The organism is Streptomyces sp. Ag109_O5-10 (assembly GCF_900105755.1).
GTDB lineage: Bacteria > Actinomycetota > Actinomycetes > Streptomycetales > Streptomycetaceae > Streptomyces.
The window spans coordinates 1,329,477-1,354,229 of record NZ_FNTQ01000001.1; the positions used below are offsets into that span (position 1 = coordinate 1,329,477).

General features: G+C 69.9%; 21 protein-coding genes and 1 pseudogene. 8 read left to right on the forward strand and 14 right to left on the reverse strand.

The window, feature by feature from the left end:
* Positions 1 to 55: 55 nt before the first annotated feature.
* From BLW82_RS06225 to BLW82_RS06235, 3 genes are all read left to right on the forward strand, one after another.
* Complete coding sequence (locus BLW82_RS06225) at positions 56 to 1,777, forward strand: SulP family inorganic anion transporter (RefSeq protein ID WP_093497857.1); 1,722 nt, start codon at positions 56 to 58, stop codon at positions 1,775 to 1,777.
* A gap of 160 nt (positions 1,778 to 1,937) precedes the next feature.
* A complete protein-coding gene (locus BLW82_RS06230; RefSeq protein WP_093497858.1) occupies positions 1,938 to 2,402 on the forward strand; it encodes a Crp/Fnr family transcriptional regulator in 465 nt (154 codons plus the stop codon).
* Positions 2,403 to 2,553: 151 nt separating this feature from the next.
* Positions 2,554 to 3,255: a response regulator gene (locus BLW82_RS06235; protein ID WP_093497859.1), complete on the forward strand. Its 702-nt coding sequence runs from the start codon at positions 2,554 to 2,556 to the stop codon at positions 3,253 to 3,255.
* Between the two features lie 169 nt (positions 3,256 to 3,424).
* Here the strand turns inward: BLW82_RS06235 and BLW82_RS06240 are convergent, their stop codons facing one another.
* From BLW82_RS06240 to BLW82_RS06250, 3 genes are all read right to left on the reverse strand, one after another.
* Positions 3,425 to 4,522: a COG1470 family protein gene (locus BLW82_RS06240; protein ID WP_093497860.1), complete on the reverse strand. Its 1,098-nt coding sequence runs from the start codon at positions 4,520 to 4,522 to the stop codon at positions 3,425 to 3,427.
* A 72-nt stretch (positions 4,523 to 4,594) separates the two neighbouring features.
* Positions 4,595 to 6,556 (reverse strand): purple acid phosphatase family protein, encoded by a 1,962-nt coding sequence (locus BLW82_RS06245; RefSeq protein WP_093497861.1) that lies wholly within the window; start codon positions 6,554 to 6,556, stop codon positions 4,595 to 4,597.
* Between the two features lie 135 nt (positions 6,557 to 6,691).
* Positions 6,692 to 7,903 carry a HupE/UreJ family protein gene (locus BLW82_RS06250; protein ID WP_093497862.1) on the reverse strand — a complete coding sequence of 404 codons (1,212 nt, stop codon included), beginning with the start codon at positions 7,901 to 7,903 and terminating at the stop codon, positions 6,692 to 6,694.
* 174 nt (positions 7,904 to 8,077) lie between these two features.
* On the opposite strand from BLW82_RS06250, the gene BLW82_RS06255 reads away from it, so the two are divergent.
* Positions 8,078 to 8,758 (forward strand): type 1 periplasmic-binding domain-containing protein, encoded by a 681-nt coding sequence (locus tag BLW82_RS06255; protein ID WP_093497863.1) that lies wholly within the window; start codon positions 8,078 to 8,080, stop codon positions 8,756 to 8,758.
* Positions 8,759 to 8,990: 232 nt separating this feature from the next.
* Here the strand turns inward: BLW82_RS06255 and BLW82_RS06260 are convergent, their stop codons facing one another.
* Positions 8,991 to 9,572 (reverse strand): TetR/AcrR family transcriptional regulator, encoded by a 582-nt coding sequence (locus BLW82_RS06260; RefSeq protein ID WP_093497864.1) that lies wholly within the window; start codon positions 9,570 to 9,572, stop codon positions 8,991 to 8,993.
* A 287-nt stretch (positions 9,573 to 9,859) separates the two neighbouring features.
* Here BLW82_RS06260 and BLW82_RS06265 point away from each other — a divergent pair, with 287 nt between their 5' ends.
* The gene (locus BLW82_RS06265) at positions 9,860 to 10,963 is read left to right on the forward strand and encodes a Gfo/Idh/MocA family protein (RefSeq protein WP_093497865.1); all 1,104 of its coding nucleotides are present in this window, start codon (positions 9,860 to 9,862) and stop codon (positions 10,961 to 10,963) included.
* Between the two features lie 223 nt (positions 10,964 to 11,186).
* Here BLW82_RS06265 and BLW82_RS06270 read toward each other — a convergent pair whose 3' ends face one another.
* Both BLW82_RS06270 and BLW82_RS06275 read right to left on the reverse strand, forming a co-directional pair.
* Positions 11,187 to 12,005, reverse strand: coding sequence for an alpha/beta fold hydrolase (locus tag BLW82_RS06270; protein ID WP_093497866.1), 819 nt, complete (start codon positions 12,003 to 12,005; stop codon positions 11,187 to 11,189).
* 107 nt (positions 12,006 to 12,112) lie between these two features.
* Entirely contained in the window at positions 12,113 to 12,739 is a 627-nt protein-coding gene (locus tag BLW82_RS06275) for a DUF4097 family beta strand repeat-containing protein (RefSeq protein WP_256215665.1), read from the reverse strand.
* Positions 12,740 to 13,008: 269 nt separating this feature from the next.
* Here BLW82_RS06275 and BLW82_RS06280 point away from each other — a divergent pair, with 269 nt between their 5' ends.
* Positions 13,009 to 13,764 carry a GbsR/MarR family transcriptional regulator gene (locus tag BLW82_RS06280; protein ID WP_093497868.1) on the forward strand — a complete coding sequence of 252 codons (756 nt, stop codon included), beginning with the start codon at positions 13,009 to 13,011 and terminating at the stop codon, positions 13,762 to 13,764.
* Positions 13,765 to 14,279: 515 nt separating this feature from the next.
* Here BLW82_RS06280 and BLW82_RS06290 read toward each other — a convergent pair.
* The 3 genes from BLW82_RS06290 to BLW82_RS06300 form a co-directional block, all read right to left on the reverse strand.
* Complete coding sequence (locus tag BLW82_RS06290) at positions 14,280 to 16,871, reverse strand: alpha-L-rhamnosidase-related protein (RefSeq protein ID WP_177232853.1); 2,592 nt, start codon at positions 16,869 to 16,871, stop codon at positions 14,280 to 14,282.
* A 671-nt stretch (positions 16,872 to 17,542) separates the two neighbouring features.
* Entirely contained in the window at positions 17,543 to 17,962 is a 420-nt protein-coding gene (locus tag BLW82_RS06295) for an organic hydroperoxide resistance protein (RefSeq protein ID WP_093497871.1), read from the reverse strand.
* A gap of 103 nt (positions 17,963 to 18,065) precedes the next feature.
* Positions 18,066 to 18,911 carry an alpha/beta fold hydrolase gene (locus BLW82_RS06300; RefSeq protein WP_093497872.1) on the reverse strand — a complete coding sequence of 282 codons (846 nt, stop codon included), beginning with the start codon at positions 18,909 to 18,911 and terminating at the stop codon, positions 18,066 to 18,068.
* Positions 18,912 to 19,120: 209 nt separating this feature from the next.
* On the opposite strand from BLW82_RS06300, the gene BLW82_RS06305 reads away from it, so the two are divergent.
* Both BLW82_RS06305 and BLW82_RS44275 read left to right on the forward strand, forming a co-directional pair.
* Complete coding sequence (locus tag BLW82_RS06305; protein WP_093497873.1) at positions 19,121 to 19,618, forward strand: MarR family winged helix-turn-helix transcriptional regulator; 498 nt, start codon at positions 19,121 to 19,123, stop codon at positions 19,616 to 19,618.
* A 631-nt stretch (positions 19,619 to 20,249) separates the two neighbouring features.
* A complete protein-coding gene (locus BLW82_RS44275; RefSeq protein ID WP_177232854.1) occupies positions 20,250 to 20,522 on the forward strand; it encodes an alpha/beta fold hydrolase in 273 nt (90 codons plus the stop codon).
* Between the two features lie 47 nt (positions 20,523 to 20,569).
* Here BLW82_RS44275 and BLW82_RS06315 read toward each other — a convergent pair whose 3' ends face one another.
* The 5 genes and pseudogenes from BLW82_RS06315 to BLW82_RS46220 form a co-directional block, all read right to left on the reverse strand.
* Positions 20,570 to 21,781: a L,D-transpeptidase gene (locus tag BLW82_RS06315; protein WP_177232855.1), complete on the reverse strand. Its 1,212-nt coding sequence runs from the start codon at positions 21,779 to 21,781 to the stop codon at positions 20,570 to 20,572.
* 26 nt (positions 21,782 to 21,807) lie between these two features.
* Complete coding sequence (locus BLW82_RS06320) at positions 21,808 to 22,596, reverse strand: L,D-transpeptidase family protein (RefSeq protein ID WP_093497875.1); 789 nt, start codon at positions 22,594 to 22,596, stop codon at positions 21,808 to 21,810.
* Positions 22,597 to 22,911: 315 nt separating this feature from the next.
* Entirely contained in the window at positions 22,912 to 24,144 is a 1,233-nt protein-coding gene (locus BLW82_RS06325; RefSeq protein ID WP_093497876.1) for a CU044_5270 family protein, read from the reverse strand.
* Positions 24,141 to 24,548, reverse strand: a complete 408-nt coding sequence (locus BLW82_RS06330) for an RNA polymerase sigma factor (protein WP_256215666.1) — start codon at positions 24,546 to 24,548, stop codon at positions 24,141 to 24,143. The genes BLW82_RS06325 and BLW82_RS06330 overlap by 4 nt, the downstream gene beginning before the upstream one ends.
* A gap of 17 nt (positions 24,549 to 24,565) precedes the next feature.
* Positions 24,566 to 24,739: pseudogene (locus BLW82_RS46220) on the reverse strand (hypothetical protein); the annotation flags it as partial.
* Between the last annotated feature and the right edge of the window lie 14 nt (positions 24,740 to 24,753).

A 24,753-nucleotide genomic window follows, 5' to 3' on the forward strand; every position in this document is an offset into this window, starting at 1 on the left:
GAGGACAGGTACCGACGGATCACGGATTCCGGGATCACCGGACGGAAGGCGGCGCATGACCCACGGCAGTGGCGGACACCCGGGGTGGCACCGGCTCGTGCCCGGACTCGTCTCGCTGTTCGGCTACCGGCGCGCCTGGCTGAAGGGGGACCTGCTGGCCGGGGTGACCGTCGCCGCCTACCTGGTGCCGCAGGTCATGGCGTACGCCGGGGTGGCCGGGCTGCCCCCGGTCGCCGGTCTGTGGGCGATCCTGCCCGCGTCGGCCCTGTACACGGTGTTCGGCTCCTCGCGGCTGCTGTCGGTCGGACCGGAGTCGACGACCGCTCTGATGACGGCCACCGTGGTCGCCCCGCTCGCCGCCGGCGACCCCGGCCGGTACGCCGTCCTGGCGGCTGGCCTCGCCGCCACGGTCGGCCTGCTCTGCCTGGTCGCGCGGGCCGTCCGCCTGGGGTTCCTGGCGGACCTGCTCTCCCGCCCGGTCCTGATCGGCTACCTGGCCGGTGTCGCCCTGATCATGGTCGTGGACCAGTTGCCCAAACTCACCGGGGTACCGGGCGCAGGGACCGAGTTCTTCCCCCAGCTCTGGTCGTTCTTCACCCACCTGGGCGAAGCCCACGCGGCGACCGTGGTCTTCTCCGCGACGACGCTGCTCTTCCTCCTCGTCGTCAGGCGGTACTTCCGGGTGCTCCCCGGCCCGCTGCTGGCCGTGGTCCTGGGCACGGCGGCCGTGGTGGCGTTCGACCTCGACGACCGTTACGGCATCAGGGTCATCGGGACCGTCCCGGCGGGTCTGCCCGATCTCGCCGTGCCCGACCCGGCCGAGCTGCCCGGCCTGGTGCTCCCCGCGCTCGGCGTCCTCCTGGTGGCGTACACGGACTTCATCCTCACCGCCCGTGCCTTCGCCGGCCGCGGCCCCGAGGAGGGTCCCGGGCTCGACGCCGACCAGGAGTTCCTGGCGCTCGGCGCGGCCAACCTCGGCGCGAGCGTCGTGCACGGCTTCCCGGTGAGCAGCAGTGCCAGCCGCACCGCCCTGGCCACCTCGGCGGGCGCCCGCAGCCAGGCGCACTCCCTGGTCGCCGGCGCCCTCGTGCTCGCGGTCCTGCTCTTCCTCAGTCCCCTCCTGACCCGGACGCCCGCGGCGGTGCTCGGCGCCCTGGTCGTCTACGCGGCGACCCGCATGACCGACCTGGCCGGCTTCCGCCGACTGGCCGCCTTCCGCCGCCGCGAACTGCTTCTCGCGCTCGGCTGCCTGGCCGGGGTCCTCGCCCTGGACATCCTGTACGGCGTGCTGGTCGCCGTCGGCCTGTCGGTGGCCGAGCTGCTGACCCGGGTGGCCCGCCCGCACGACGCGGTCGAGGGCCTGGTACCCGGCGTGGCCGGCATGCACGACGTCGACGACTACCCCACCGCCCGCACGATCCCCGGTCTCCTGGTCTACCGCTACGACTCGCCCCTGTTCTTCGCCAACGCGGAGAACTTCCACCGCCGGGCCCTGGCCGCCGTCGACGAGCAGACCAAGCCGGTCCGCTGGTTCCTCCTGAACACCGAGGCCAACGTGGAGGTCGACATCACCGCCCTGGACGCGGTGGACACCCTGCGCCGCGAACTGACCGCGCGCGGTGTCGTCTTCGCACTCGCCCGGGTGAAGCAGGACCTGCTGGAGAGCCTGGAGGCGTACGGCCTCGCCGACACGGTCGGCCACGACCGCATCTTCCCGACGCTGCCGACGGCGGTGACGGCCTACCGCGCGTGGCTGGCGGCACAGCCGGACGGGTGAGACGGAGGCGGGTACGGCAGTGCGGGGAACGGCCGTCCGGACCATGGCCGTACCGAAGGTCCCGGGCCGGAGGGTCCGCTCGGCCCATGGCGGGCCGGGCCCCGGCACCGCACGCTGGCAGTGGCAGCCCGTACCGACGTCCCGCCCCGGGAGGCAGGCCATGAACACCCCGTCGACCCTCAGCATGCCGCGCGTCCTGCCCGCCGACCGGCAGCAGCAGCTGATGCGCCACGCCCGGAAGGTGACCTTCCCGCAGGGCACACGGCTCTTCGAGGAGGGTGGCCACGCCGACCGGTTCTGGATCATCCGTACCGGCCGCGTCGAACTCGACATGCACGTCCCGGGCCGCCGCGCGGCCGTCATAGAGAGCCTCGGGCACAACGAGCTCGTCGGCTGGTCCTGGCTGTTCGCACCCCCCGTGTGGCACCTGGGCGCCGAGGCCACCACGCCGGTGCGCGCCTACGAGTTCGACGCCGCGACCGTCCTGGCCCTGTGCCGGGAGGATCCGGCCCTGGGCAACGCGGTCAGCCAGTGGGTGGGCCAGGTGCTCGCGCACCGCCTGCGCGCGGCCCGCAAACGGCTGCTGGACCTCTACGCCCCGTACGGCGCCGGCGCGGGCGTCTGACACCGTCCACTGCCGGCGTGCACCGCCGGTGGGGCAAGTGGGGCCGGTCGGCCCTGGTGCGACCGGCCCCGGCGGACGATGATCCTCCTGGACGGCTCGTGGTCTGCCCGCCGTCCAGGACAGGCCGGGATGCCGGGGACAAGGGGACGACATGGCAGAGCCGCGCACCTTCTCGGAGCAGGACCCGATCCGCGTGTTCCTGCTGGACGACCACGAGGTCGTCCGGCGCGGCATCACCGACCTGCTCGACGCGGAACCCGACATCACGGTCGTCGGCGACGCCGGCACCGTCCAGCACGCCCTCGCCCGCGGCCCCGCCCTGCGCCCGCACGTCGCCGTCCTCGACGTCCGCCTGCCCGACGGCGACGGCATCACCGTCTGCCGGGAACTACGCGACAAGATGCCCGGCCTCGCCTGCCTCATGCTCACCTCCTTCGACGACGAGGAAGCCCTCCTCGACGCGATCATGGCCGGCGCCTCCGGCTACGTCCTCAAACAGATCAAGGGCTCCGACCTGGTCTCCGCGGTCCGCACCGTCGCCTCCGGCCAGTCCATGCTCGACCCCGCCACCACCGCCCGCCTCATGCGCTCCCTGCGCGCCGACCCCGCCGAGACCCCGTCCACGCCACCCGAACTGGCCGGCCTCTCCCCCCGCGAACGCGACATCCTCGCCCTCATCGGCGACGGCCTCACCAACCGCGAGATCGGCAAGAAGCTCTACCTCTCCGAGAAGACCGTCAAGAACCACATCTCCCGCCTCCTCGCCAAACTCGGCGTCCAGCGCCGCGTCCAGGCCGCCGTCCTCGCCACCCACCTCGAACAGCCGGAGAACGGGGGCCACCCGGCGACGTAGGGACCACGAGGCCACGGCGTCCCCGGTCCCTCCGGTGAAGCTCCCCCCGGCCGGCACCCGCGCAGGCGTTCCCACAGTGACTGTCGGGACTTCGCCCGGCCTTGACGGCATCTTCGTGGCAGCTCCCGCGTCCGGCGGAGGCCGCCCTGCCGAGCCGCGGCGCTGGTCGTCAGTCCCTCGTCCCGGGCGGTGCGTTCCGTGTGCCGTCCTCGCGGAGTGCCTGTTCGACGGCGCTCGCCACGCGAGCGTCCTCACGCTGCGTCCGGCGCGCGCGGGCGCGGCGGGCGAGGAGAAGACCGCCGACGACGGCCGCGATCACCATGACCAGGAATACGAGGAGCGTCCACGGGACGGCCCAGCCGTGGGCCGTGGCCTTGACCGGGCCCAGTGAGGTGGTCGAGCCCGCCGCATCGGTGAGGAGGGGGGTGAGGGTCGCGGTCGCGGCCAGGTGCACGGCGGGGGCGACATCGTGGACGGGCAGTTTCACCTGCCGGCGTTCACCGGGGAGCAGTTCCGGCAGGGCGGTGCTGTCGTCGGCGTTCGTGCGCGGCCAGCCGAACGGACCCGTGACGGAGACGGTCTGGCGGGCCGACAGGGTGGCGTTGCCGGTGTTGTGGATGGTGTAGGTGACGATGGCGTCGCCTTTGGCGATCGGATTGAGCGAGCCGGAGTAGTCGACCTGCAGGTTCTCGATCGCGAGCTTCGGTTCGAGTGCGCCGCTGACCCGCAGCTTGACCCGGATGCCGAGGCGGCGGTCCACGTTGATGCCGGCGGCGTCGTCGGCCTGCTTCAGCGAGGTGAGGATGCCTCCCACGTGGTCGCCGGGCGTCGCGTTGGCCGGTACGGCGACGATGAAGGGTATCTGCGCGGACTTGCCGGGCTTGATCACGACGCTGCTGCGGTCGGCGTGGACCCAGGCGCCGATACCGACGGACTTCTTGTCCTTGGTGAGCAGGTCGAGCTGGCCCGTGGCTGTGGTGTAGCCGTCGGCGGCGTAGAGCGCCAGGCGTAGCGGGGTCTTGCTGCGGTTGACGACGACCATGGCGTCCTTGACCTGGCCGCCGGGGTTCACGTTGTAGCTGTAGCTGGACCGGTCGTCGCCGTACCCGTTCGCGGCCGTTCTGACCGTCCAGGTGACGTCGCCGTCCGCGGCGCGCGCGGGTCCGACGCCCACGCCGGATATCGCGTAGGCGAGGAGCAGGGCCAGGGCGAGAGCACGGACGAGCGCGCTGACGGTGGCCTTCCGACGGTTTACGGGTGCGTGCATTTCGGGGTTCTCCTGGCGCGGGGGCGGGGCGGGCACCGGACGGTGCCCGCCCCGCCGGGTGAAACGGTGCGATCAGCTGCTGAGAGCGGTGATCGTCAGGGTGGCGCGGTAACCGCCCTTGGTGACGGTGTCCGGGATCTTCAGGTCCAGGTCGGCACCGAGCTTGGCGGTGCCACGGGCGTGGCCCTGGACCGCCGAGCCGATGCCGCGCGAGACGGACAGACCCGCGCCGTTGCCGTCGTAGCCGGAGGCCACGGGGTCGCCGGCCTTGGCACCCGCGCCGCCGTCGAGGACGTACGGCGTCCAGCCGAGGTAGGAACCGGAGAACGTCTTGTCGGCGTCCCGGAAGTCGCTCACGTTGGCCGAGACCGACCACGGGGCGAGCGAACGGCGGGTGTCCGACACCAGGATCGGATTGATCTTGCCGCCGGCCTCGAAGTGGTCGCCGTTCTTCTCCACGGCGGTGCCGAGGTCCACCAGGCCGTTGTAGCCGTCGATCGTCCAGCCGAACTCGCCGGGAGCCGGGTTGGGAACGTTGACCTGGAGGTCCTGCTTGTCACCGTGGTAAGGGTGCACCGTCACCTTGTCGACGACCGAGCCCACGGGCTGGCCGGCGGGGCTGTTGTTGCACGGCGCGGCATCCGAGTTGGGGGCCGCGCAGGTACCGCTGCGGAGGTTCTCGACGACGAGCTTGTCGTTCCGCACCTGGACCTTCACGTAGGAGCGGACGTGCTCCTGGTTCTGGACCGAGTTGTACCAGTAGTTCTTCGGGTTGAGCGGGTCGGCACCGTTGCCCGCACCGGTCGTCCCGCTGTTGTCCGGCGTGGTGATGTCGTAGTACTTCGAGCCCGAGGCCGAGTTGCCCGTCACGTAGAGGACACCGCCGGGACCGGGGTAGACGTCGGCGGCGCCGGGCTGCTCGGCCGGGTTCGCCTTCTCGCCGTTCTTGATCAGGTAGCTACGGGAATAGCTGTGGTCGTGGCCCTGGAGCACCAGGTCGACGCCGAGCTTGGAAAACGTTGTCGGGAAGTCGACGCGCCGCTTCTTGTTGTCGCTGTCCTTGGCGTGGCTGGCCGGCGAGTAGATCGCGTGGTGGTAGACGAGGACCTTCCACTTGGCCTCGTTGCCGTGCTTGTTGATGACGTCGGTGACGTAGGCGGTGTGGGCCGCGTCGCCGCCGCCCTTCGCCTCGTCGTAGCTGTTGCTGTTGAGGTCGATGAACAGGACATCCTTGTAGATGTACCAGTAGTCACCGCCGGACGTGGTGGACGTCGCCCCGTCCTTGTAGTAGAGCGCCGAGTTGTCGGTGTTCGGCGTGGCGAAGTGCTGTTCGTAGGCCTTGCCGCCCACGTCGTGGTTGCCGATGGTGGCGGCCCACGGGTACTGGCGCAGGCCGTCGGGCGCGAGGAAGGCGTTCCACTGGGACTCGTTGTTGGCGCTTTCGACCTGGTCGCCACCCGACACCAGGAGTTCGGCGTCGGGGTTGGCCTTCAGCGAGACGTCGACCGTGTCCTGCCAGCCGGCCTGGTCCTGGGCGAGGTCGCCGGACGAACCGATCTGCGGGTCGCCGTAGAACAGGAAGTCGTAGTCGCCCTCGAAGTCCTGCGTCTTGAAGGAGTATGCCGAGGACCAGTTGCCCTCGCTGCCCACACGGTAGGAGTAGGCCGTGTTCTCCTTCAGGCCGGTGATCGTCGCGTGGCGGTTGAAACCGCCGCTGGAGGCGATGTTCGCCGCGCCCAGGGCGTCGAAGGTGGCCGCGCCGGCCGGGAACTCGCCGTTGACGAGCTGTGCGGTCGGGACGACCTGGACCTTCTGGGCCGTGTCCGTGGCGGAGTACCAAGTCACGGTGCGCTGGGACTCGTTCGAGCCCACACCGAGGACGATGCCGCTGAGCGTGGCGCCGTCTGCGGCACCGGCGGGGGTTGCCAGGGTGCCGCCGAGGGCCACGGTCAAGCCGAGAAGTGCCGCCGTGGCGCCTACGGCCACACGGCGCCGCGCAGGCCCCGAGGCCTGCGAGGAGTTGCTCGATCTCATGTGTGTCGTTCTCTATTCCTCTGGTCCACTTGCGATGTGCGTGAACGGAGAACTTGACACTCGGGTCGCAAAGTAAAGTGCAAGCAAAGGTGAGGTCACGGGACAGTTGACCTTGGTGCAAGGTCTGCGCGGATCTCAGAATCCGGACAGCCGTTGCACAAACCACACCAGGCCCATGACGGAAACACCGACAGATATCGCCCCTGTGACCCACAGGCCGGCCCTGCGCGAACGGCGTCGCAGCCGGAGGAGGAGCGGGAAGACCACGGCGATGATCGCCAGCTGGACCGCCTCGATACCCGTGTTGAACACCAGCAGCGACCACAGCAGCGTCCACGACCACGCCGCCTCGATCCCCAACGCGCCCGCGAAGCCCAGGCCGTGCACGAGCCCGAAGCAGAACACGACGCCCAGCCGCATCCAGCCCGCCCGGTCCAGGTCGAAGTGGCGCCGCCCCGCAGGCGCCAGGTCCATCGCGTGGTCACCTCGGCGGCAGATCCGCCACAGGTACCAGCCGGCGACCACGGCGATGGACAACGCGATGACCGGCTCCACGATCTCCCGGGGCACGTCGACCAGGCCCAGTGCGGCCAGCATGAACGTCACGGAGTGCGCCAGGGTGAAGCTCGTGGCCGCGAGCACGATCTCCCGCGGGCGCCGGGAACCCGCGATGAGCGCGAGCAGGAACAGGATGTGGTCGATCCCCGTGAGCAGGTGCTCGGCACCCAGTCGGAAGAACTCCCAGAACCGCTCGTACCAGGCCTGCGCGAGGGAGAACGACGGATGCACGGCGTCGAGGGCCGCGCTGCCGGAGCGACCGTCGATCCCGTAGGTGACGATCGTCTTGACACCCTTGACGTAGCCCTCGGCGTCCGGAAACAGTTCGCTGCGCACCGACTGCTCACCAGCCCCACCGGGACAGGCCCAGTCGAGCGGGAGCGTCACGTACGGAACGCCCTCCCGCTCCCCCGTCCTGAAACCCCCTGCCTGCGAAGGCGTGCAGGCCTTGCCGGCGGCGGTGACCGAGAAGCGCTCGGTCACGTACGACACGGCCGACCTCGTGTGGGCCTCCAGCGCCGCGGCCTGCTCGCCGGCGTCACCGGACTCAAAGGCGCTCGTTCCTTCACGGAAGAGGGATTCGTCGTGCTCGGAGTCGGCGGCGGACACGACGAACAGGTCGTACTCCAACTCCAGCGTCGTCCGCAGTCGGCCTCCCTCGGACGGGGCAAGGTGGGCGTACACGGTCGAGGTGAACCCGTGCGCAAGAGCGGACCGCTGCCCTGCGCACAGGAAGGCGATCACCGTTGCCGTGAGCCCGACGAGGGCGCGACGGACTCGATGTGACATGTGGTTCCTCCAAGGTTGCCCGTGAACCGTGCAAGCCTCGAATGAACCGGAACGGGCGCTTTGACGAACCGTGCGAAAACAAGTTCGACAACGGCGCCTTCCGCGTGGAGACAGCGGACGCCGGGAGATGAAGATGAGGGCGCACCACCCGCCCTCACTCGGAGAACGATCGCCTTGCACCCCCCGCTTCGGGCCGTCGCCGCGCTGACCACAGCCGTCGTGCTCGCTCTGCCGTTGACCGGATGCACCTCCGGCGACGACTGGTCACGACCGCACCCGGAACCCACCGCCGTCGGCGCCCCGGGCCCCGGATTCGTCGACCCCGCCGACCCGCCCGCCCCGGAGGCGACCGCCACCCCACGGCCCGGCTCCTGGACCGGGGTCCACCCTCCCGACGGCTACCGCGTCGTCCTGCTCACCACGGGCGACGACCGCCCCACCAAGACGCTGGTGAAGGCGGTCGAGGACTGGGCCGAGGACGAGCACGTCGACCTGCGCACCGTGACCGCCACCCACCCCGCACGCCTCATCCCGAGCATCACCGACGCGCTCGACCTGCACCCCGATCTCGTCGTCAGCGTGGGCAACGACCTCGTCGACCCCCTCGCGACGGTCACCCCGAACCACCTCTCACAGCAGTTCCTCGTCGTGGGGGCGGAACTGGCCGAACCCACGGGCAACGTCACCGCCGTCGACTGGTCCGGCGCGTCCTTCCGCGGCGAGGGCCTCGGCATGTCCTCCACGTACGACGCCACGACGTTCACCGCCACCCGCTGCGCGGCGGCGATCCGCGCCGGAGCCGCGGCGGTGCTCACCGGCGTGACCGGCATCGTCCTCTGGCTCGACCGGCACTGAGTTCGCCCGGCCGCGGTCTCGCCACGGAGGCCGACCGGTCCCGCCGAGAGCACGCACCCCGTGAGTGCGGACGGCATCGCTCATGGCGCCGCCGCCGACCGCGGGGAGGATCCCCTCCGGGATCGGCGGCCTCAGCAGGTCTCCCGTGATCGCGGCCGGGCGCTCGGCGGGGGCGGTGCGAAGCGCGCATCCACGGGAAACCGCAAATTTTCTTGACTGATCATTCCTGCGTTCAGTCGAGGGCATCCAGGGCGACATCGACGACGGCCATCAGCGCGTCCCGGTCGGGGGCGATGGCACCCATGACCCGCAGACCGTGCAGGGTCACGACCAGGTAGCGGGCGAGATCACGCGCGCCGCGCTTGCCGGAGAGCTGCCCGGCCGCCTGCGCCTCCGCGACGACCTCGGCCAGCGCGTCCTCCAGCAACTCCGTCGTCGACCGCACATGGGCGGCCACCTGCGGGTCGTGCGCGATCCGCTCCATGGCGGCACCGACGATCAGGCAGGCCCGGCGGCTGCCGTCCCGAGCGATCTCGTCCACCGCCGCGACCAGGGCCTCTCGCAGCAGCTCGCGCCCCGGGGCACCCTGACGCAGCACCTCCACCAAGGGCAGCGCGTGGCGCTCCCGGTAGCGGTCCATGGCCGCGAGGTAGAGGCCCTCCTTGCTGCCGAAGGCCGCGTACAGCGAACCGCGGCCCACTCCGGTCGCGTCGACCAGGTCCTGCACCGACGTGCCCTCGAAGCCCTTGCGGCGGAAGGCGTTCATCGCCGCCTCCACCGCCCTGTCGGTGTCGAACTCCCTGACGCGCGCCATGGGCGGGACCCTACACCTATCAGGAACGATCGGTCCATTTTCCGTCCGTGACCCACGCCACCTTCGGATTTCCGAAGAATTTTTTGACTCTTCGTTCCACATAAGCTTGACTCTGCCGCACCGGACCTTTCCGGCCACGGAGTCCGGACCCGCGCACCCCCACGACCGCGCCGTACGCCGTACGGCCCTCGGCACCCGGCTTCGCGCGGCACGACACCGTCCCCACCTGGACTTCCCCCGGCCGCCGCGCCGAAGAAGCGACCCCACGACCTCATAGGAGCCATGACATGAAGAACCCCATCGGTGTCGGCATCATCGGTGCCGGCCAGGCAGGTTGGGCCTCCCTCAGCCACGTGCCCGCCCTCAAAGCGCATCCGGACTTCGAACTGCGCGCCATCAGCACCTCCCGCCCGGAGTCCGCCCGGGCGGCGGCCAGGGCGTTCGAAGTCGAAGCCGCCTTCGGCCACCACTCCGGCCTCCTCGCCCACCCGGGCGTCGACGTCGTGGTCGTGGCCGTCAAGGTCCCGCACCACCGGGAGCTGATCTCCGCGGCGATCGACGCCGGCAAGACGGTCTACGCCGAGTGGCCGCTCGCCCTGAACACGGCGGAGGCGTCCGAGCTGACCCTGCGCGCCGAGGCCGCCGGTGTGCGCACCGCCGTAGGGCTGCAGGGTCGTTACCACCCCGAACTGCGTTACGCCCGCAAGCTGATCGAGGACGGGCGGATCGGCCGCGTCCTCGGCACCACTCTGGTGGGCTCGGGCATGGTCTGGGGCGGACAGACCACCCGCGCCCACGCGTACTGGTACGACCGCACCCAGGGCGCCACTCCCCTGACCGGCGCGGCACTCCACACCATCGACGCGCTGAACGTCACCCTCGGGGAGTTCGCCCACCTGTCGGCGAATCTCGTCCTCGGCCGCACGGAGGTCACGGTGACCGACGACGGCAACGCCGTCGTCCCGGTGACCGCCGCAGACCAGATCTCCGTCATCGGCACCCTGGACAGCGGCGCTGCCGCGTCCGTCTTCTACCGCGGCGGCACTTCTCGCGGCGAGAACTTCCGCTGGGAGATCAACGGCACCGACGGGGACCTGGTGCTGACGGCGGACTGGGGGAACCTCCAGGTCGCGGACCTCACACTGCACGGCGGCTTCGGCACCGACACGTCGGTATCGCCGATCGAGGTACCTGCCGAGTACTCCGCCGACATTCCCCCGGGCCTCGTCGGACCGCCCCGGAACGTCGCGGCGCTGTACACGAACCTGGCCCGCGACCTGCGGGAGGGGACACACACCGTCCCCGACTTCACCTACGCCCACGGGCGGCACCGGCTGCTGGACGGCATCGAGCACGCGTCCTCGACCGGAAGCAGGCCGCCCGGCGCGTGATCCCGGCACCGGCGGCCGGCGCACCGGCACACCGCAGGCCCGGCCTCCGCCGCACCGGCATGTCCCTCCCGACGGATTGCCGCGAACTACCGGCTCCTGCGCGCGGCCAGGACCCCCGATGCGACCGCAGTACCGTCACGGCCGCGCCCGACAGCCGAGGAGAGCCGTGCGGGCCCGCCCCGAGGCCGCGGGCGCGCTCAGACAGCTCATCCGCCGGTCGTCTTCAGCGCTGCCCGCGATCGGGGGCGGCCACCTCGCGTACGGCCCTGGCGACGGCCGTGAAGTCCTTCTTCAGGATCGCGTCGTGGTTGCTGGCGACCTTCGCGCCGAGCCGGAGGTTCGGGTTTCGCCCGAACACCTCGTCGAGGCCGGCGCGGATGCGTTCCTGCTCGCCGCCCTTGCTTCCGAGGGACGCCCCGGAGGCCAGCACGTACCGCACCGGAACGGTGATGCCGTCCAGCACGGGACCCAGTGCGCGTTCCCGGGAGATCCTGCCCAGCTCGATGTTGCAGTCCGCCATCTGCGCGGGGGTCATCCGAGGGGTCAGGCCCGTCGGACGCAGCAGCGGCAGGAACCAGCCCATCCGCCGGAACATCGTCCGGATCCGCTGCTCCATGGCCGCGTCCAGCCAGTCGTACGGCTGTGCGCCGTCGACGAGGACCGCACCCAGGCAACGCTCCGGGTTCCGGTGGGCCCAGTGCGCCCCGACGAACGCGCCGTACGACCAGCCCACCACCAGCGCCCGGTCGACACCCCGGGCCGCGAGGACGGCGTCGACGTCCCGGACGACGGCCTCGAAGGAATAGTCGGCCGAGCGCTTCGACTTCGTGCCGCGGGCCCGCTCGTCGTAGGTGATGTGCCGCCACCCGGTGCCCAGTTCGGCGATGACCCGCCGCCAGTACCCCTGCGTGGCGAACTGGCCGTTGAGGTAGACCACCGGGGTGCCGGCACCGCCGGTGTCGGTGACCGCCAGGGCCGTGTCGTCGACCGGCACCAGGCCCGTCCACGCCGAGCCGTTCGAGGAAGTGCTGTTCTTCGTCACGTCGTTGTTCCCCCTGATCGTGTGCGCTGTCGGGTACGACTCCTACGGGCCGGGCCCTGCACATGGCTCGCGGCGGGCCCGGCCGGGGCGGTTCCGGTGCCGCTTCGTCAGAGGCTTCGGGCGGTGATGTCGCCGCGGGAGGTGGTGGCGCGGATGTCCAGCTCGGTGCTGCCGTCGTTCTTGAGGGCGTTGCTGACGCGGCCGTAGTCGGTACCGGCGTCCAGGGCGGCCGAGACACCGGCGGCCGCGGCGACCGAGATGTCGCCGTCCTGGGTGCGCAGGACCACCGTGCCGCGACCGGCTTCGTTGATCCGGATGTCGCCCCGTGCGGTGCTGATCTCCGCGGAGCCACCCAGCCGGCCGACCTCGACATCGCCGTCCGACGCGACGAGGCGGACACTCGCGGCCTCGTCGATCTTGATCTCGCGGTATGCGCCTTCGAAGGCGACGTCGCCCAGGCGCCCGACGCCGCGCAGCTCCGCGCCGGCGGCCTTGCCCTCGACGCGCGAGCCGGCGGGCAGCTGGACGGTCACCTGAAGGGAGCCGGAGGCGCCGAAGAGCTGGTTGCCGGGGGCCGACGTCGTGATCCGCAGCACGCCGTCGGCGTAGGTGACGGTGGTCTGCTCGACCGCCTTGGTGTCGCGGTTCTTGGCAGGGTTGGCAGGCAGGACCTCGACAGTGGTGTCGGCGCGGTCCGCGGCGAAGAGCTGGACGCGTCCGGCGGGGATATCCACGACGGCGGTGATCGGGGCGGGGGGGGGCGAACTTCTGCATCACTGTCTCCCATGACTCACTGTTTCCGATGAACGAAAGCTACGTTGCGTTCAGGAATTCAGCAACGCATTGGTTGCACGTACTCTTTATTTATGCAGGTAGATCGAGAGATAGTGTCGCACTGACCGTTGAGGTTAACGCAACGAAGATGTCATCCATTGCAATGGACTGAGAGTGAACGCTACTCTGGGGACGGCAGGGACCACCGAGGGGCACGAAGGAGACCGCGATGCCGGGAGGCAGGCTCACCCAGCAGGAACGCCAGCAGATCGCACTGGGACTGGCCGACGACCTCGCCTACGCCGAGATCGCCCGCCGCCTCGACCGTCCGACCTCGACGGTCACCCGTGAGGTGATGCGCAACGGCGGCCCCACCGCCTACCGCGCCGACCTGGCCCACCGCGCCACCGAACGCCGCGCACACCGGCGCAGGCAGACCACGCGCCGAGGGACCGGGACACCCGTGCCGGCCTACGGGCGCGATCCCGAGGCCGTGCGGGAGTACGAGGAGACGCTGACCGCCGTCATGATGGCTTCGGGCATGACCGCGATGCCGGCCCGGGTGATGGCCTCCATCACCCTCACCGACACCGGCAGCCTCACGGCATCCGAACTCGTCGAGCGCCTCGAGGTCAGCCCCGCGTCCGTCTCCAAGGCGATCGCGTTCCTGGAGAGCCAGAGCCTCGCCCGCCGGGAACAGGGCGGAGGCCGCCGTGAGCGCTACATCGTCGACGACGACATCTGGTACCAGTCGATGATGGCAAGCGTCCGGGCCAACGCCCGGGTCGTCGAGATCGCACGGCAGGGCGTCGACGTCCTCGTCCCCGGCACCCCGGCCGCCAACCGCCTGGAGAACGTCGCCCGCTTCCTCGACTTCGTCAGCGAGAGCCTTGCCCGCGCGGCGGAACAGGCCCGCGAGATCCTGCACACGAAACCCGGCACGCCCTCCGCCGGCACCGACCGGCCAGGTCCGGACAACGGATAGGAAGGCGTCTCGGCCCACGGCCGCCATGGGGCACCGTGCCACTGGACAGGTCCGCCAGTTCCGCGCCGCAACCTCCCGACCGACCGGCTGTCCGCCTGCCCGCCCGCCGGCCCGGTTCACACGCGCGCCTGGCATTGTGACCGTCTCGCTTCCCCGCCTCGATGAACGGGTGCGCCGTCACCGGGTCTCCTTCGCGAAGAAAACCGTGGCCCGCCTGAAAATCTCCACGCCCTCCCGCAGCCGACGGTTCTCCCGCCGCTGTGCGGCCAACTCCTGGCGTTCGCTGCCGGTCCGCCCGTCACGCGGCGTGAACGAACGGCGAGGCCGAGGCCTCTTCTTCCCCATGCTCTCCATGACGGACATCCCTCCGGGACAGAACCCCTGATCTCCAACGTCCGGCACAGCAGATCAAGCCCAGTTGTGACCTGCACCGTCAGCCGGTGCAGGTCACACGCTCCCAGGCTCCACACATCCCCGGGCTCGACATGTCGCTGGGTGGCGCCGGCTGCGTGGCCCTAGTGTGAGGTCACCTTGAAGGTGCCGTTGCCCTTCACCTTCAGGTGGACATAGCCGGATTCGAACTGCCCTTGGGTGACTCCCGCCGCAGCGGCGAAGGATCCGTGGCGCCAGACCACGTCACCGTTGACCACAACGGTTCCGGTCCGGCCGGAGACCGGGATGGCGATGGTGCCGCTCGTCCCCTCGGGGGTGTTGACGGTCAGGCTGAACTGGTTCTTGCCCTTGTCCGCGGTCCAGTTGACGCTGAGGTCTCCGTGCGGGGTGGGAACATTTCCCCGGGTCCAGGTGAGGTCTCCGGGATGGGGCTGCACCGTCCAGGTGCGGTAGCCCGCCGTGTCCGGACGAACGCCCAGGACGTAGCCGGACAGTGCGGACGTCGGGGCCGTGGACCAACCGTGGGACAAGCTCGCTCCCGACCCGAGGCCCGGTGTGCCGTCCTGGCCGGAGATGTTCTCCCACATGGTCCCGGTCTGGTTCGGGCCGGGAGCGATCATGTGACCCCACACGTCGTGCAGGAGCTCTTGTGCGTTGGCGGTATCCCCGGCCGCCAGACGGGCCTGGAGTTCGAACCCGCTGACGAAGGGACTGACCAGGTCCTTGTTGCCGGCGTCGGAAGAGAAGGGATGCGGTCCGTAAGGGGTGCTCCACAGCGAAGACTTGAGCTCGGACAGGATCTCCGCCTGCTTCGCGGCCGGGGCAACTCCGTACAGGACCGCCAGAGCGTTGGCGTCCTGCGCGACGCCGGACTGGGTGTCGCTGATCTTGTAGAGGCCGCTCGTCGGGTCGTAGAGACGTTCGTTGATCCGCTTCTGCAACGCCCCGGCATCGGCCTGGTAGGCAGCGGCTTGTGAGGTGTCTCCGGCCGCTGTGGCCAGTGCCGCGCCGTCCAGCAGTGCCTTGTAGTAGAGGATGTTGTAGGCCGAGACCTCGCCGCCCTTGTCGGTGTCGTAGAAGTCCCAGTCCGCACCGTCGACACCGGCGCGGGTCGAGAGCAGGCCGTTCCCGTCCAGCCTGGTCGCGTTCCACGCGAGTTCACGCTGGACGACGGGCCATTCCTTGGTGACGAAGTCCTTGTCGCCGGTGTGGAGGTAGTAACTCGCCAGATCCGCAACGAAGTACATGGAATACGTGGCGGAGTAGCTGGCCGTCTCGCCCGGGGTGAGGGGGCCGAGGTGCGCCACGCTCGCCGGGTGGAGAGCGCCGGGTACGAATCCACTGGAGAGCTGTCGGCTGCCCAGCAGGTCCAGCGACTGTTTGATGTACTCCGGATTGTTCACGGAGTAGTAGTCCGTGAGGCCCTCCACCAGGATGTCACCGCTCCAGATCGCGCGGTCGCGCCGCGCGCCGTCGAGAACCGATGCCACCGCGTTGGATCCGGGCGGAGTGAAGTCGGGGAGGGAGGCGGACGCGGTCAGCGGATTGCTGTAGAGCGTCTTGCCGTTGCCGCTGACGACAGTGAGGTCCTTGAAGGACGCCTCCTCGTCGCCGAACTCACGAAAGCCGATGGTTCCGCTTGGAAAGGCCACGGCGCCGGCGGGCAGTGCCGAAGTGTCGACATGATCGATCGGCTGGCCGTCCAGCAGGATCGAGATGCCGGTTCCGGACACCGTGGTGGCCACCGTGTGCCAGGTGCCCTCGGCCAAGGGCGACGGCAGAGCCACGGAGCCGATGCTTGTGTAGGCGCCGTCGTGGACGCTGAGTTCCTGCAGGGTGTTCGGGGCGCCGCCGGTGTCGGTGCTGTCATCGAGGATGAACAGGTAGCCGTTCTGCGAGTTCTGCGCGCGGGCCATCCACCCGGCCTGGTCGTGGAGAATCCTGGTCCGGAAAGTCGCCGTGTAGTCACTCCAGGACGAGCCGCGATTCAGGACGCCGGCACCGTCGTTCACTCTCGAACCGCCGGCACTCAACGCGCCGTCCTGGATCGACCAGCTCCCGGGAAGCGAGTTGGCCGGGACGAGATCGGTCTGCAAGGTGTAGGCCCCGGCGTACCAGATCTTGTTCAGCTCGTCCGAACTCGACAGGAAGTGACCTTGGTATCCGCTCGCCTGAGTTCGGTCGGCGATGTACTTGATTCCGACCTTGCTGAGCGTGACGCGGCCTGGGTCGGAGAGCGTTATCTGCTCGTACCGCTCGCCTCCTTGCGCGTAGCGGTTGGTGATCGTGGCCGGTCCGGAGACCGGGTAGGTGTCGAACCGTGAACTGTCGCCGTCTGCCCACGGTGCCGCCCCGTCACCCGACGGGCTCATGTACTCCCGGCCCTCGCTGTACGCGGCCTTCAGAGTCGGGGAACCGGACTTGGCGGAGACGGTGAAGTAGGGTAGGCCGCCCGTCTCCTGGCCGTAGTCGAGAAGGATGGTGGGCGCTTCTCCCTCGGCGGTGTAGGTCAGCGTCGTGCTGCCGGTGCCGCCGCACAGAAGGTTCCGGGCGCCTTCGACCGGCCCTGTCGTGCTGACCACGGAAACCGGGCAGACGTCGGAGTGCTTCGGGGTCTGGACGTACTGCCGCCAGTCGGTCGTGACCTGGGGCGTCCTGGTCTGAGTGGTGTGTTCCGCGGCGGACACGGCCACGGGCTGGGTGAGCGCGGCCACGATGAGGGCAAGGCCCAGAGCGAACGTCGCACCGGCCCAACCGCGTCTGCGGGGCGGACGTCTTCTGCCGGAAATGATCATTGAAACTCCGAGGTTCGAATGCTGCCTTGGCGGCTCTCAGGTCAGCGGCGCTCAGCGAAGAACGCGCAGGCCAAGAGGGATGAGTGACGGTTCGAATCCCATTTGAAACGTTTCATTCAGATTCTGCAAAAGGCAAGGTATGCAGTAGCTGTGAGTGCGTCAACCCATGGCGCACGACTCGGCATGCGCCACAGCGCCGGGCGTCTCGCGGCATGGCACGTTCGCGGTGAACCCGCCCGCCGACACCACCGTCACCGACGCCCCCACACCAGCGGGCCCACCCCGCGACGGATCGACCTTCCCGCCGCCGCGACCCTGCTGCCGATGATCGAAATCAACCGAAGGCCGCTCAGCAGTAGTGGTGGGCAGGCGTTGCATGGGCAGGCGTTGCAGATGACGCTCGTCGGCCCCGGAGGGCGCGCGCCGACTGATTGACCGTCCTGGGCCGGACGGGGAATCCTCCGGTCACGGTCCGGTGCCCACCGAGCAGAGACGTCGCCCTGAATCACCGCGTCTGCTTGTGAACACGGCCCGGCCGCCGTCTCCGGCAGGAGACGGCGGCCGTGGTGGGTGGCGGTGCGTGAAGGAGGTCAGACCGCGGTGGCGTTGATGGTGACGGGGATGTTGCCGCGGGTGGCCTTGGAGTAGGGGCAGATCTGGTGGGCGGCCTCGGCGAGGTCGGTGGCGGTGTCCTGGTCGACGCCGCCGATCTCGAGGTCGAGGACGGCAGCGAGACTGAAGCCGTCGTCGCCGTGAGCGAGGGTGATCTTGGTGTCGATGGCGGTGCTGGTGAGTCGGATCTTGCGCTGGGTGGCGGCGAGGCGAAGAGCCCCGAGGAAGCAGGAGCCCCAGCCGGCGGCGAACAGCTGCTCGGGGTTGGTGGCGTCGCCGGCGCCACCGAGTTCCTTGGGCAGGGCGAGGGTGGCGGTCAGGAGGCCGTCGTCGGACTGGACGCGGCCGCCGTTGCGACCTTCGCCGGTGACGTTCACGGAAGCGGTGTAGTTGGCCACGGTGGTTCTCCTTCTTCTGCGGTGCGGGGGTACGACTGAGTCACGAGGGGCCCGAGGGTGTCTGTGTGCAGCGGCCGACTTCCCGGGGATGCGGGGCGGCGGTTCAGCGCGTGGCGGTGCGGGCAGCCTGTTCGATGACGCGGGTGACGGTGCCGGGGCGCGAGACCGAGACAGCGTGGGACGCGGCGATCTCGGTGGTGTGGGAGTGGGCGCGCTTGGCCATGAAGCGCTGAGCGGCGGGCGGGATGTTCTTGTCGTTAGTGGTGATCAGGTCCCAGGAGGGGATGGTCTTCCAGGCGGTCTCGGTGGCCTTTTCCTCCAGGGCGGAGGAGGCGACGGGGCGCTGGGTGGCGGCCATCAGGTCGGTGACGGGGGTGGGGACGTCGGCGGCGAACTGGTCGTGGAACTTGTCGGCCTTGATGTAGAGGTCGGTTCCGGTGCCGCCGCCGGGGAGCGGGAAGGGCACGGCGTCGAGGGTCGGGCCGAGGGTGCTGCCGGGGTACTTGTTGGACAGCTCCAGTGCGCTCTCGCCCTTGTCGGGGGCGAAGGCCGCTATGTAGACGAGGGCCTTGACGTTGGGGTTGCCGGCGGCGGCCTGGGTGATCACGGCGCCGCCGTAGGAGTGGCCGGCCAGCACGATCGGGCCCTTGACGCTCTTGAGGTAGCTGTTGAGGTAGTCGGCGTCGCTCGCCAGGCCGCGCAGCGGGTTGGCGGGGGCGACCACGCGGTAGCCGTCGTGCTGGAGGCGCTTGACGACGCCGTTCCAGCTGGAGGAGTCGGCGAACGCGCCGTGGACCAGGACCACCGTGGGCTTCGTGTCCGGCGTGTGGTGTGCGCCGGTGGCGTCCGCAGGGGCGGTGACCGCCAGGGCCAGGGCCGCCGCTGCGGCGGCGGCGCCGAGGACGGCGACACGCTTGCGGGTGGGGCGGAGGGCGGTCGTGAGCTTCATGGCGATTCCCCTTCAGGTATGCGCTGATTCCGGTCGGCCGGCCGCTTCGGGCGTTGCCGTCCTTGCCGACACGGAGAAACCTAGCGAACACTTCTATTGTGCACAAGTTAGTTGTGCACAATCCTTTTGCTTCGCCTGGTGATGGGAGAGTGGTACGGGTGCCCTCCACGTGCACACGCCGACCGACCGCGAAGTGAGAGGAACGGACCATGAGGGACGACCAGGACACGCCCCAGCCGGAGCCGGTTCTCCCACCGCCATTGCTGGACGACCATCTGTGCTTCTCGCTGTACGCGGCTTCCCGCGCGATCACCGGGGCCTACCGGCCGCTCCTGGACCCCCTCGGCCTGACCTACCCGCAGTACCTGACCCTGGTCGCCCTCGGGGAACACGGCGCCATGACGGTGAAAGACCTGGTCGCCACCTTGCAGCTGGACTACGGCACCGTCACCCCGCTGATCAAACGCCTCGAGACGAACGGCCTGCTCGCCCGCACACGCCGCACCGACGACGAACGCGTCGTCGAAGTCGCCCTCACCCCGCAGGGCAGCGCCATGCACCGGCACATCGCGAGCATCCCGCCCGTCATCGGCGACGCCATCGGGCTCACCCCCGCCGAGATCACCCATACCCAGGATCTCGTCCGGCGGCTGACGGCCAACCTCCACCGCCACACCACCGGCACCTCGCCCGCCGGAACGCCCTGAGCGGGCGGGCCGGACAGCACTGCCGCCTCCTGACAGCCCGCGGCCCCACGCATGGAGCCCCAGAGAGGCAGACACGTTGTCTGCACTTGGCTATGAGCGGGCACCCAAGTCGAAATGCACTACAGCAGCCACGTGTCGCGCGCCCACGTGATGGGCCGGCGCCTTCGGCCGACTGAGAGCCTTGCGGGTGTACGGAGAGTTGCCCTGCGCGGCTGCTCCGGTTCGACTCCCCCACCGGCTCCATGACCTCTCGACGAGTAAGTCCTATGTCGGGCCTGGGGAAAGACCGAGGGTCTCGTTGATCTGTTTGTGACGACAGACCTCGAGACCCTCTTGACCGCACTCTACGTGAAGGTCGACGACGAGATCGGAGGAATACGGTGGTTGGGGCGCCCGCCGTTGCTCAGCGACTCCGAACTGGTCTGCCTGGCGGTCGCCCAGGCCCTGCTGGGCCACCGCTCCGAGGCCCGGTGGCTACGCTTCGCTCGCAGGCACCTGGCCGACATGTTCCCGTATCTGCCCCAGCAGTCCGGCTACAACAAACGGCTGCGGGCGGCGCTTCCGCTGGTCAAGCGCGTCATCCGGCGCCGATGCCGAACGCTACGTCGCCGACTACACCCAGCCGGGAGCCATGCGGGCGGGCCTCGAACTGTTCAGGGCCTTCGAGAAGGACGCGGAAGACAACCGGCGCGTCCTGGCGGAAAAGGGCAAGCTCAAGATGCCCGTCCTCGGACTCGGCGGGACCGCCAGCTTCTTCCTGCCCATCGCCGAGAAAATGCTCTCGGAGGTCGCCGAGCACGTCACCGTCAGGCCCGTCGAGGATTCGGGCCACTGGATGGCCGAGGAGCAGCCGGAGAGGCTTCTGCAACGCCTGCGCGAATGGTTCCACGAGACCGGGGCCTGACACACGCCCCCGGCCGGTGTGTGCGGGCGCTCGTTCGGGGATGGGATCTACCCGAGCGCCGACCCGGCCTCCCACTGTCGCCATGACATGTTCCAGCCGTTGAGGCCATTGTCGGGAGCGATGGTGTGGTCGTGGGAGTGCTCGACGACGACCACGTCGCCGATGAGCGAGTTGTCGTAGAACCAGGCGGCGTCCTGGGTGGGGTCGCCGCCGCCGCGGACGTCGTTCAGGCCCACGCAGCCGTGACTCACGTCGGAGTGCCCGAAGACGGAATCGGGGGCCCAGTAGTTGCCGTGGATGAAGGTGCCGGAGGTGGACAGGCGCATGGCATGCGGGACATCCGGTATGTCGTATTCTCCGGCGTATCCCACGGTCGCGCCGTCCATCCGCGTGGATCTGAGCTTCTCGGATATCACCATCTGCCCGTTGTAGGTGGTGCGGCCGGGCGCTCCGGAGGTGATCGGGACGGTACGGACCGTCCGGCCGTCACGGACGACGCGCATCGTGTGCGAGGCGGCGTCGACGGTGGAGACCTGCCGCCGGCCGATGGTGAAACGGACGGTCTTGTCCTGGGTGCCGTATGCGTCTGCGGCGCCCTTCACGCCGTTGAGGTGCAGGCTCAGGGTGACGCGGGTGTGCGCCTTCCAGAACGTCTGCGGGCGCAGGTCCAGGCGCTGGTCGCCGAACCAGTGGCCGACAACGGGCTGACCGCTGTCGTCGGTGACGCGTATGCCGCGTTCGACGGCCTTCTTGTCGGCGACCGGTCTGTTGAAGGACACCGACACGGGCATGCCGACACCGACGGTCGATCCGTCCTCGGGGGTGAACACACCGATCAGGCGCTGGTCCTTCGCGAGTGTGGTGAAGGACAGCTGTCTCGTCCGGGTACGGCCCGCGTCGTCCGAGGCTCGCACCACCAGACGGTACGTGGTGCCGTGCGCGAGATCGGCATCGGGAGACCAGTGGCGGTGGTCGGCGGTCACGGTTCCCCGTACGGGTTGTCCCTGGCCGGTGGTGAGGGTGACCGACGAGATCTTCCCGCCGACGACTTCGACGTCGCCCGCGCTGCCGGAAGACGCGTGCTGCTCGCCGTCGGCAGCGCCGGTGGTGAGCCGGAAGGCGGTTGCGGCCCGCTGCCCGGAATGCGGTGTTCCCTGCGCTGTGGGCGCGGTACCGGAGTCCGGACCCGCACAAGCGCCGAGGACCGACGCCCCGGCTGCCACGAGAGTGATCACGGTGAGACGGGAGAGGGAGGACACGATTGCTCCTGTGGACCTGGGGATCGTCATCGTGCGAGGGAGGCCGCGTCACCCATGACCACGACAGGGTGGTCGACGGGATCCAGCGTGCGCAGCAGTTGCTTCATGTGGGCCTTGGAGATGCTGACGCAGGCGTGTGTGGGGCCGCCGTGGTCGACGTGGATCCAGATGCCCCCGCCCCGGTTCTCGCCCAGGGGCTCGGTGCCGTCCATCGGTGATGTGCCGGGCAGGCGGTTGTAGTTGATGGCGATGACGTAGTCGAAGACTCCGTGGAGTGACTCGCCCTCCAGGCCGACGTCGTTGGTGTAGAAGGCGCCCGACTGGTGATACGGCAGTTTGCTGCCGGGGTCGGCGAGGCGGCCGCCGGCGTCGGTGAGACCGAACACCCCTATGGGGCTGTGCAGATCACCCGCGTAGTGTTCGTCGGTCCAGCCCTTGTAGCCGTTGTGCGCGGCCCACACCGCCCCGGGACGCCACCCGCCGTCGACACGTTGCCAGAGTACGACCTTCGCGGACGCTGAGGTCTTCCCCGTTCCCGTGACGAGAAGTACCTGCCGCGTGTTCCGCGGGACTTGGGCCGAGGTCTTGGGGCCGAGTCCGGGCAGTTGGGCGGGGAACTCCGGTCGCGGCTGAACCGTCGCCCGTGGTGTGGCGGGAGTGGGCACCGGCGGCTTGGCTGCGGCGCCGTGGGCGACTGAGGCCTTGCCGGAGTTCAGGGTAGGGCTTTCATCGGTTATGTGCTGATACGCAGTGATGCCCAGCGTGGAGACGATGGCCACTGCGGTCACCGAGAGGGCAGTTCTGGGCAGATACATAAGTGCGGGCTTCCTCAAGAGGATGGGAGAACGTGTCGCAGAATCTCGACCGCGGAGACGGTTCGGCAGCCGGATGGCCCGGCAGGCTTCAACGCGGTTCGGACGGCGCTCCGGGCCGCCTACGACCAGACCGAGGCCGTTCGTCGCGGGGCAACGGGTTGGCCGGGGCATGGCTGTGCCCCGGCCGGCTGCCGTGTCACACAGGCGGCCGGGCGCGCGTCGGTGGTGCGGGATGCGCCGTGGTGCGGGATGCGCCGTGGGCGGGCCGGTCTGCCCACGGCGTGCTCCCGGTCGGGCTGTTCGGTCGGTTCCGGCTCAGCTCCGGGCGTTCTTCGGCACGGTGATCTGCTGCTCGCCCCAGCCCATCCGCGTCGTCGCCTCGTCGCCGACCGTCGTACCGGCCTTGAGACCTGCCTTCTCGGCCCGGGCGGAGGGTTCGAGCAGCAGCGTCTGGTCACTGAGCATCGAGCCGGTGGACGGGTCGACGACCAGCCGCTCCCTGGTGGTCCCCAGTGGTGTCGGGTAGGCCTTGGGGAACTCGACCGCGACGCCTTCGCGGCCCAGTGGGTCGGTGACGTGCCCGACCACCCGGACCCCGGGCAGGCCGGCCATCACACGGTAGGCCGCCGCCCGTACAGCGGGCTTCACGGGCATCGTGATGAGGTTGCCCGCCTGACGCAGCATCCAGGCGCTGCGGCCCGCCGCACCGCCCTCGGCCCCGCTGTCCTGCGCGTACAGCGTCTCCAGGTGGCGGCGCAGCCCGGCGGTGGTGGAGGGCAGCGCACGCAGGTCCTGGTAGGAGACGTTGTTCGGGCCGACGGCGTAGATCTTGTCGTCGACGCTCGTCCGCATGAGCGTCGGGTGCCCGGGCCCGACGGTGTACGCGATCTTGGCCGTCCCGGAGGTGATCCCGATCTCGGCTACGACCGTGCGGGGTGAGCCGGCGGCCTTCCAGCGTTCCCTGTCCGCCGCTGTCATGGGCTCGGTCACGGAGTTCTCCCCGGTGACCATCAGGCTGTTCGTGCCGGGCCGTACGCCCACCGACCACTGGTCGGTCCCTGTTCTGCTCACGGCGATGAGCCGCCCGTTCGCCTCGGCGACGTCCACGTGCCGCGACCGCGTGGTGGTCTGCCAGTACGTCCCCCCGGCGGGCGACGCTTCCGCGTGCGTGGCCGCGCTGAGCAGTTCGATGTGGCCGTCGACACGGATGTCCGCCCCTGGGGCGGGCGTCCGTGACGGAGCCGACGACCGCGCCTGGGCGGCCGGCCGGTCGGCCGGCCCCTGCCGGTCGACCGCGCCCACGATCACCACCGCGGATGCCGCCACGGCGGTCAGGGCCACCGCCCCCAGCGGGCGGAAACCGCTCCTGCGGCGCGCTTCGGTGAGGTTCGCCGCGTGGATGTCCGTCGACTCGGCGACGATGCGCGCGAAATCCTGCCGCTGCCGCGCCGAGTCCGCCAGCAAGGACGGATTCAGGTCGTCGGGCCGCGCCTGCGCGAGCACCTTGATGACGTCGGGCCGCTGGGACCGCTTGGTGGTGTCCTTCACGCGGGGGCTCCTTGGTGGTGGGTGGTGGGAAGGGCGGTCTCCGGGGAAGCGGCCGACGCCGTCCCCGACGCCTGCGCCGTCTCCAGGGCCTTCTCCAGACGGCGGCGGGCCCGGTACAGGCGGACGGTCAGCGTCGCGGTGGTGCAGCCCAGAACCCGGGCGGCCTCCTTGGCGCTCAGGCCGTGCCAGGCGAGCAGGGTCAGCAGCTCCCGGTCGACCTCCGGCAGGCTCGCGAGCGCCTGCAGCGCGATGTGCCGGTCGGTGACCTCGGCCGCGACGTCACCGACGTGGGCCTCGGCGCCGCTGCTGATGCGCTGTGCCTCCTCGGTCGCGAGGAGGTACTGGTGCGCGTCCCGGCGGCGCGCAGTTCGCGCACCAGGTTGCGGGCCACGCCGAGCAGCCACGGCAGCGCCGGGTGAGGCATGTCGCCCATCCGCCGCCAGGCGACCGTGAACGTCTCACTGGTGACGTCCTCCCCCACCTCACGTCCGACCAGACTCGTGGCATAGGCGAGGACACGCGGATGGCACTCCTCGTAGACACCCCGAAAGCGCTCAACAGGTGTCACGCGCCCTCCCTCCGTCTCGGCTCTCACACCAAGCAATGCGG

Excerpts from the sequence above, each read along its gene's own strand:
- BLW82_RS06240 (WP_093497860.1), bottom strand. The coding sequence starts at position 4,522 with ATGCACGCACCCGTAAACCGTCGGAAGGCCACCGTCAGCGCGCTCGTC.
- BLW82_RS06300 (WP_093497872.1), bottom strand. The coding sequence starts at position 18,911 with ATGAAGCTCACGACCGCCCTCCGCCCCACCCGCAAGCGTGTCGCCGTC.
- BLW82_RS06230 (WP_093497858.1), top strand. The coding sequence starts at position 1,938 with ATGAACACCCCGTCGACCCTCAGCATGCCGCGCGTCCTGCCCGCCGAC.
- BLW82_RS06280 (WP_093497868.1), top strand. The coding sequence starts at position 13,009 with ATGCCGGGAGGCAGGCTCACCCAGCAGGAACGCCAGCAGATCGCACTG.
- BLW82_RS06245 (WP_093497861.1), bottom strand. The coding sequence starts at position 6,556 with ATGAGATCGAGCAACTCCTCGCAGGCCTCGGGGCCTGCGCGGCGCCGT.
- BLW82_RS06320 (WP_093497875.1), bottom strand. The coding sequence starts at position 22,596 with ATGTATCTGCCCAGAACTGCCCTCTCGGTGACCGCAGTGGCCATCGTC.
- BLW82_RS06265 (WP_093497865.1), top strand. The coding sequence starts at position 9,860 with ATGAAGAACCCCATCGGTGTCGGCATCATCGGTGCCGGCCAGGCAGGT.
- BLW82_RS06250 (WP_093497862.1), bottom strand. The coding sequence starts at position 7,903 with ATGTCACATCGAGTCCGTCGCGCCCTCGTCGGGCTCACGGCAACGGTG.
- BLW82_RS06225 (WP_093497857.1), top strand. The coding sequence starts at position 56 with ATGACCCACGGCAGTGGCGGACACCCGGGGTGGCACCGGCTCGTGCCC.
- BLW82_RS06260 (WP_093497864.1), bottom strand. The coding sequence starts at position 9,572 with ATGGCGCGCGTCAGGGAGTTCGACACCGACAGGGCGGTGGAGGCGGCG.
- BLW82_RS06305 (WP_093497873.1), top strand. The coding sequence starts at position 19,121 with ATGAGGGACGACCAGGACACGCCCCAGCCGGAGCCGGTTCTCCCACCG.
- BLW82_RS44275 (WP_177232854.1), top strand. The coding sequence starts at position 20,250 with ATGCGGGCGGGCCTCGAACTGTTCAGGGCCTTCGAGAAGGACGCGGAA.
- BLW82_RS06235 (WP_093497859.1), top strand. The coding sequence starts at position 2,554 with ATGGCAGAGCCGCGCACCTTCTCGGAGCAGGACCCGATCCGCGTGTTC.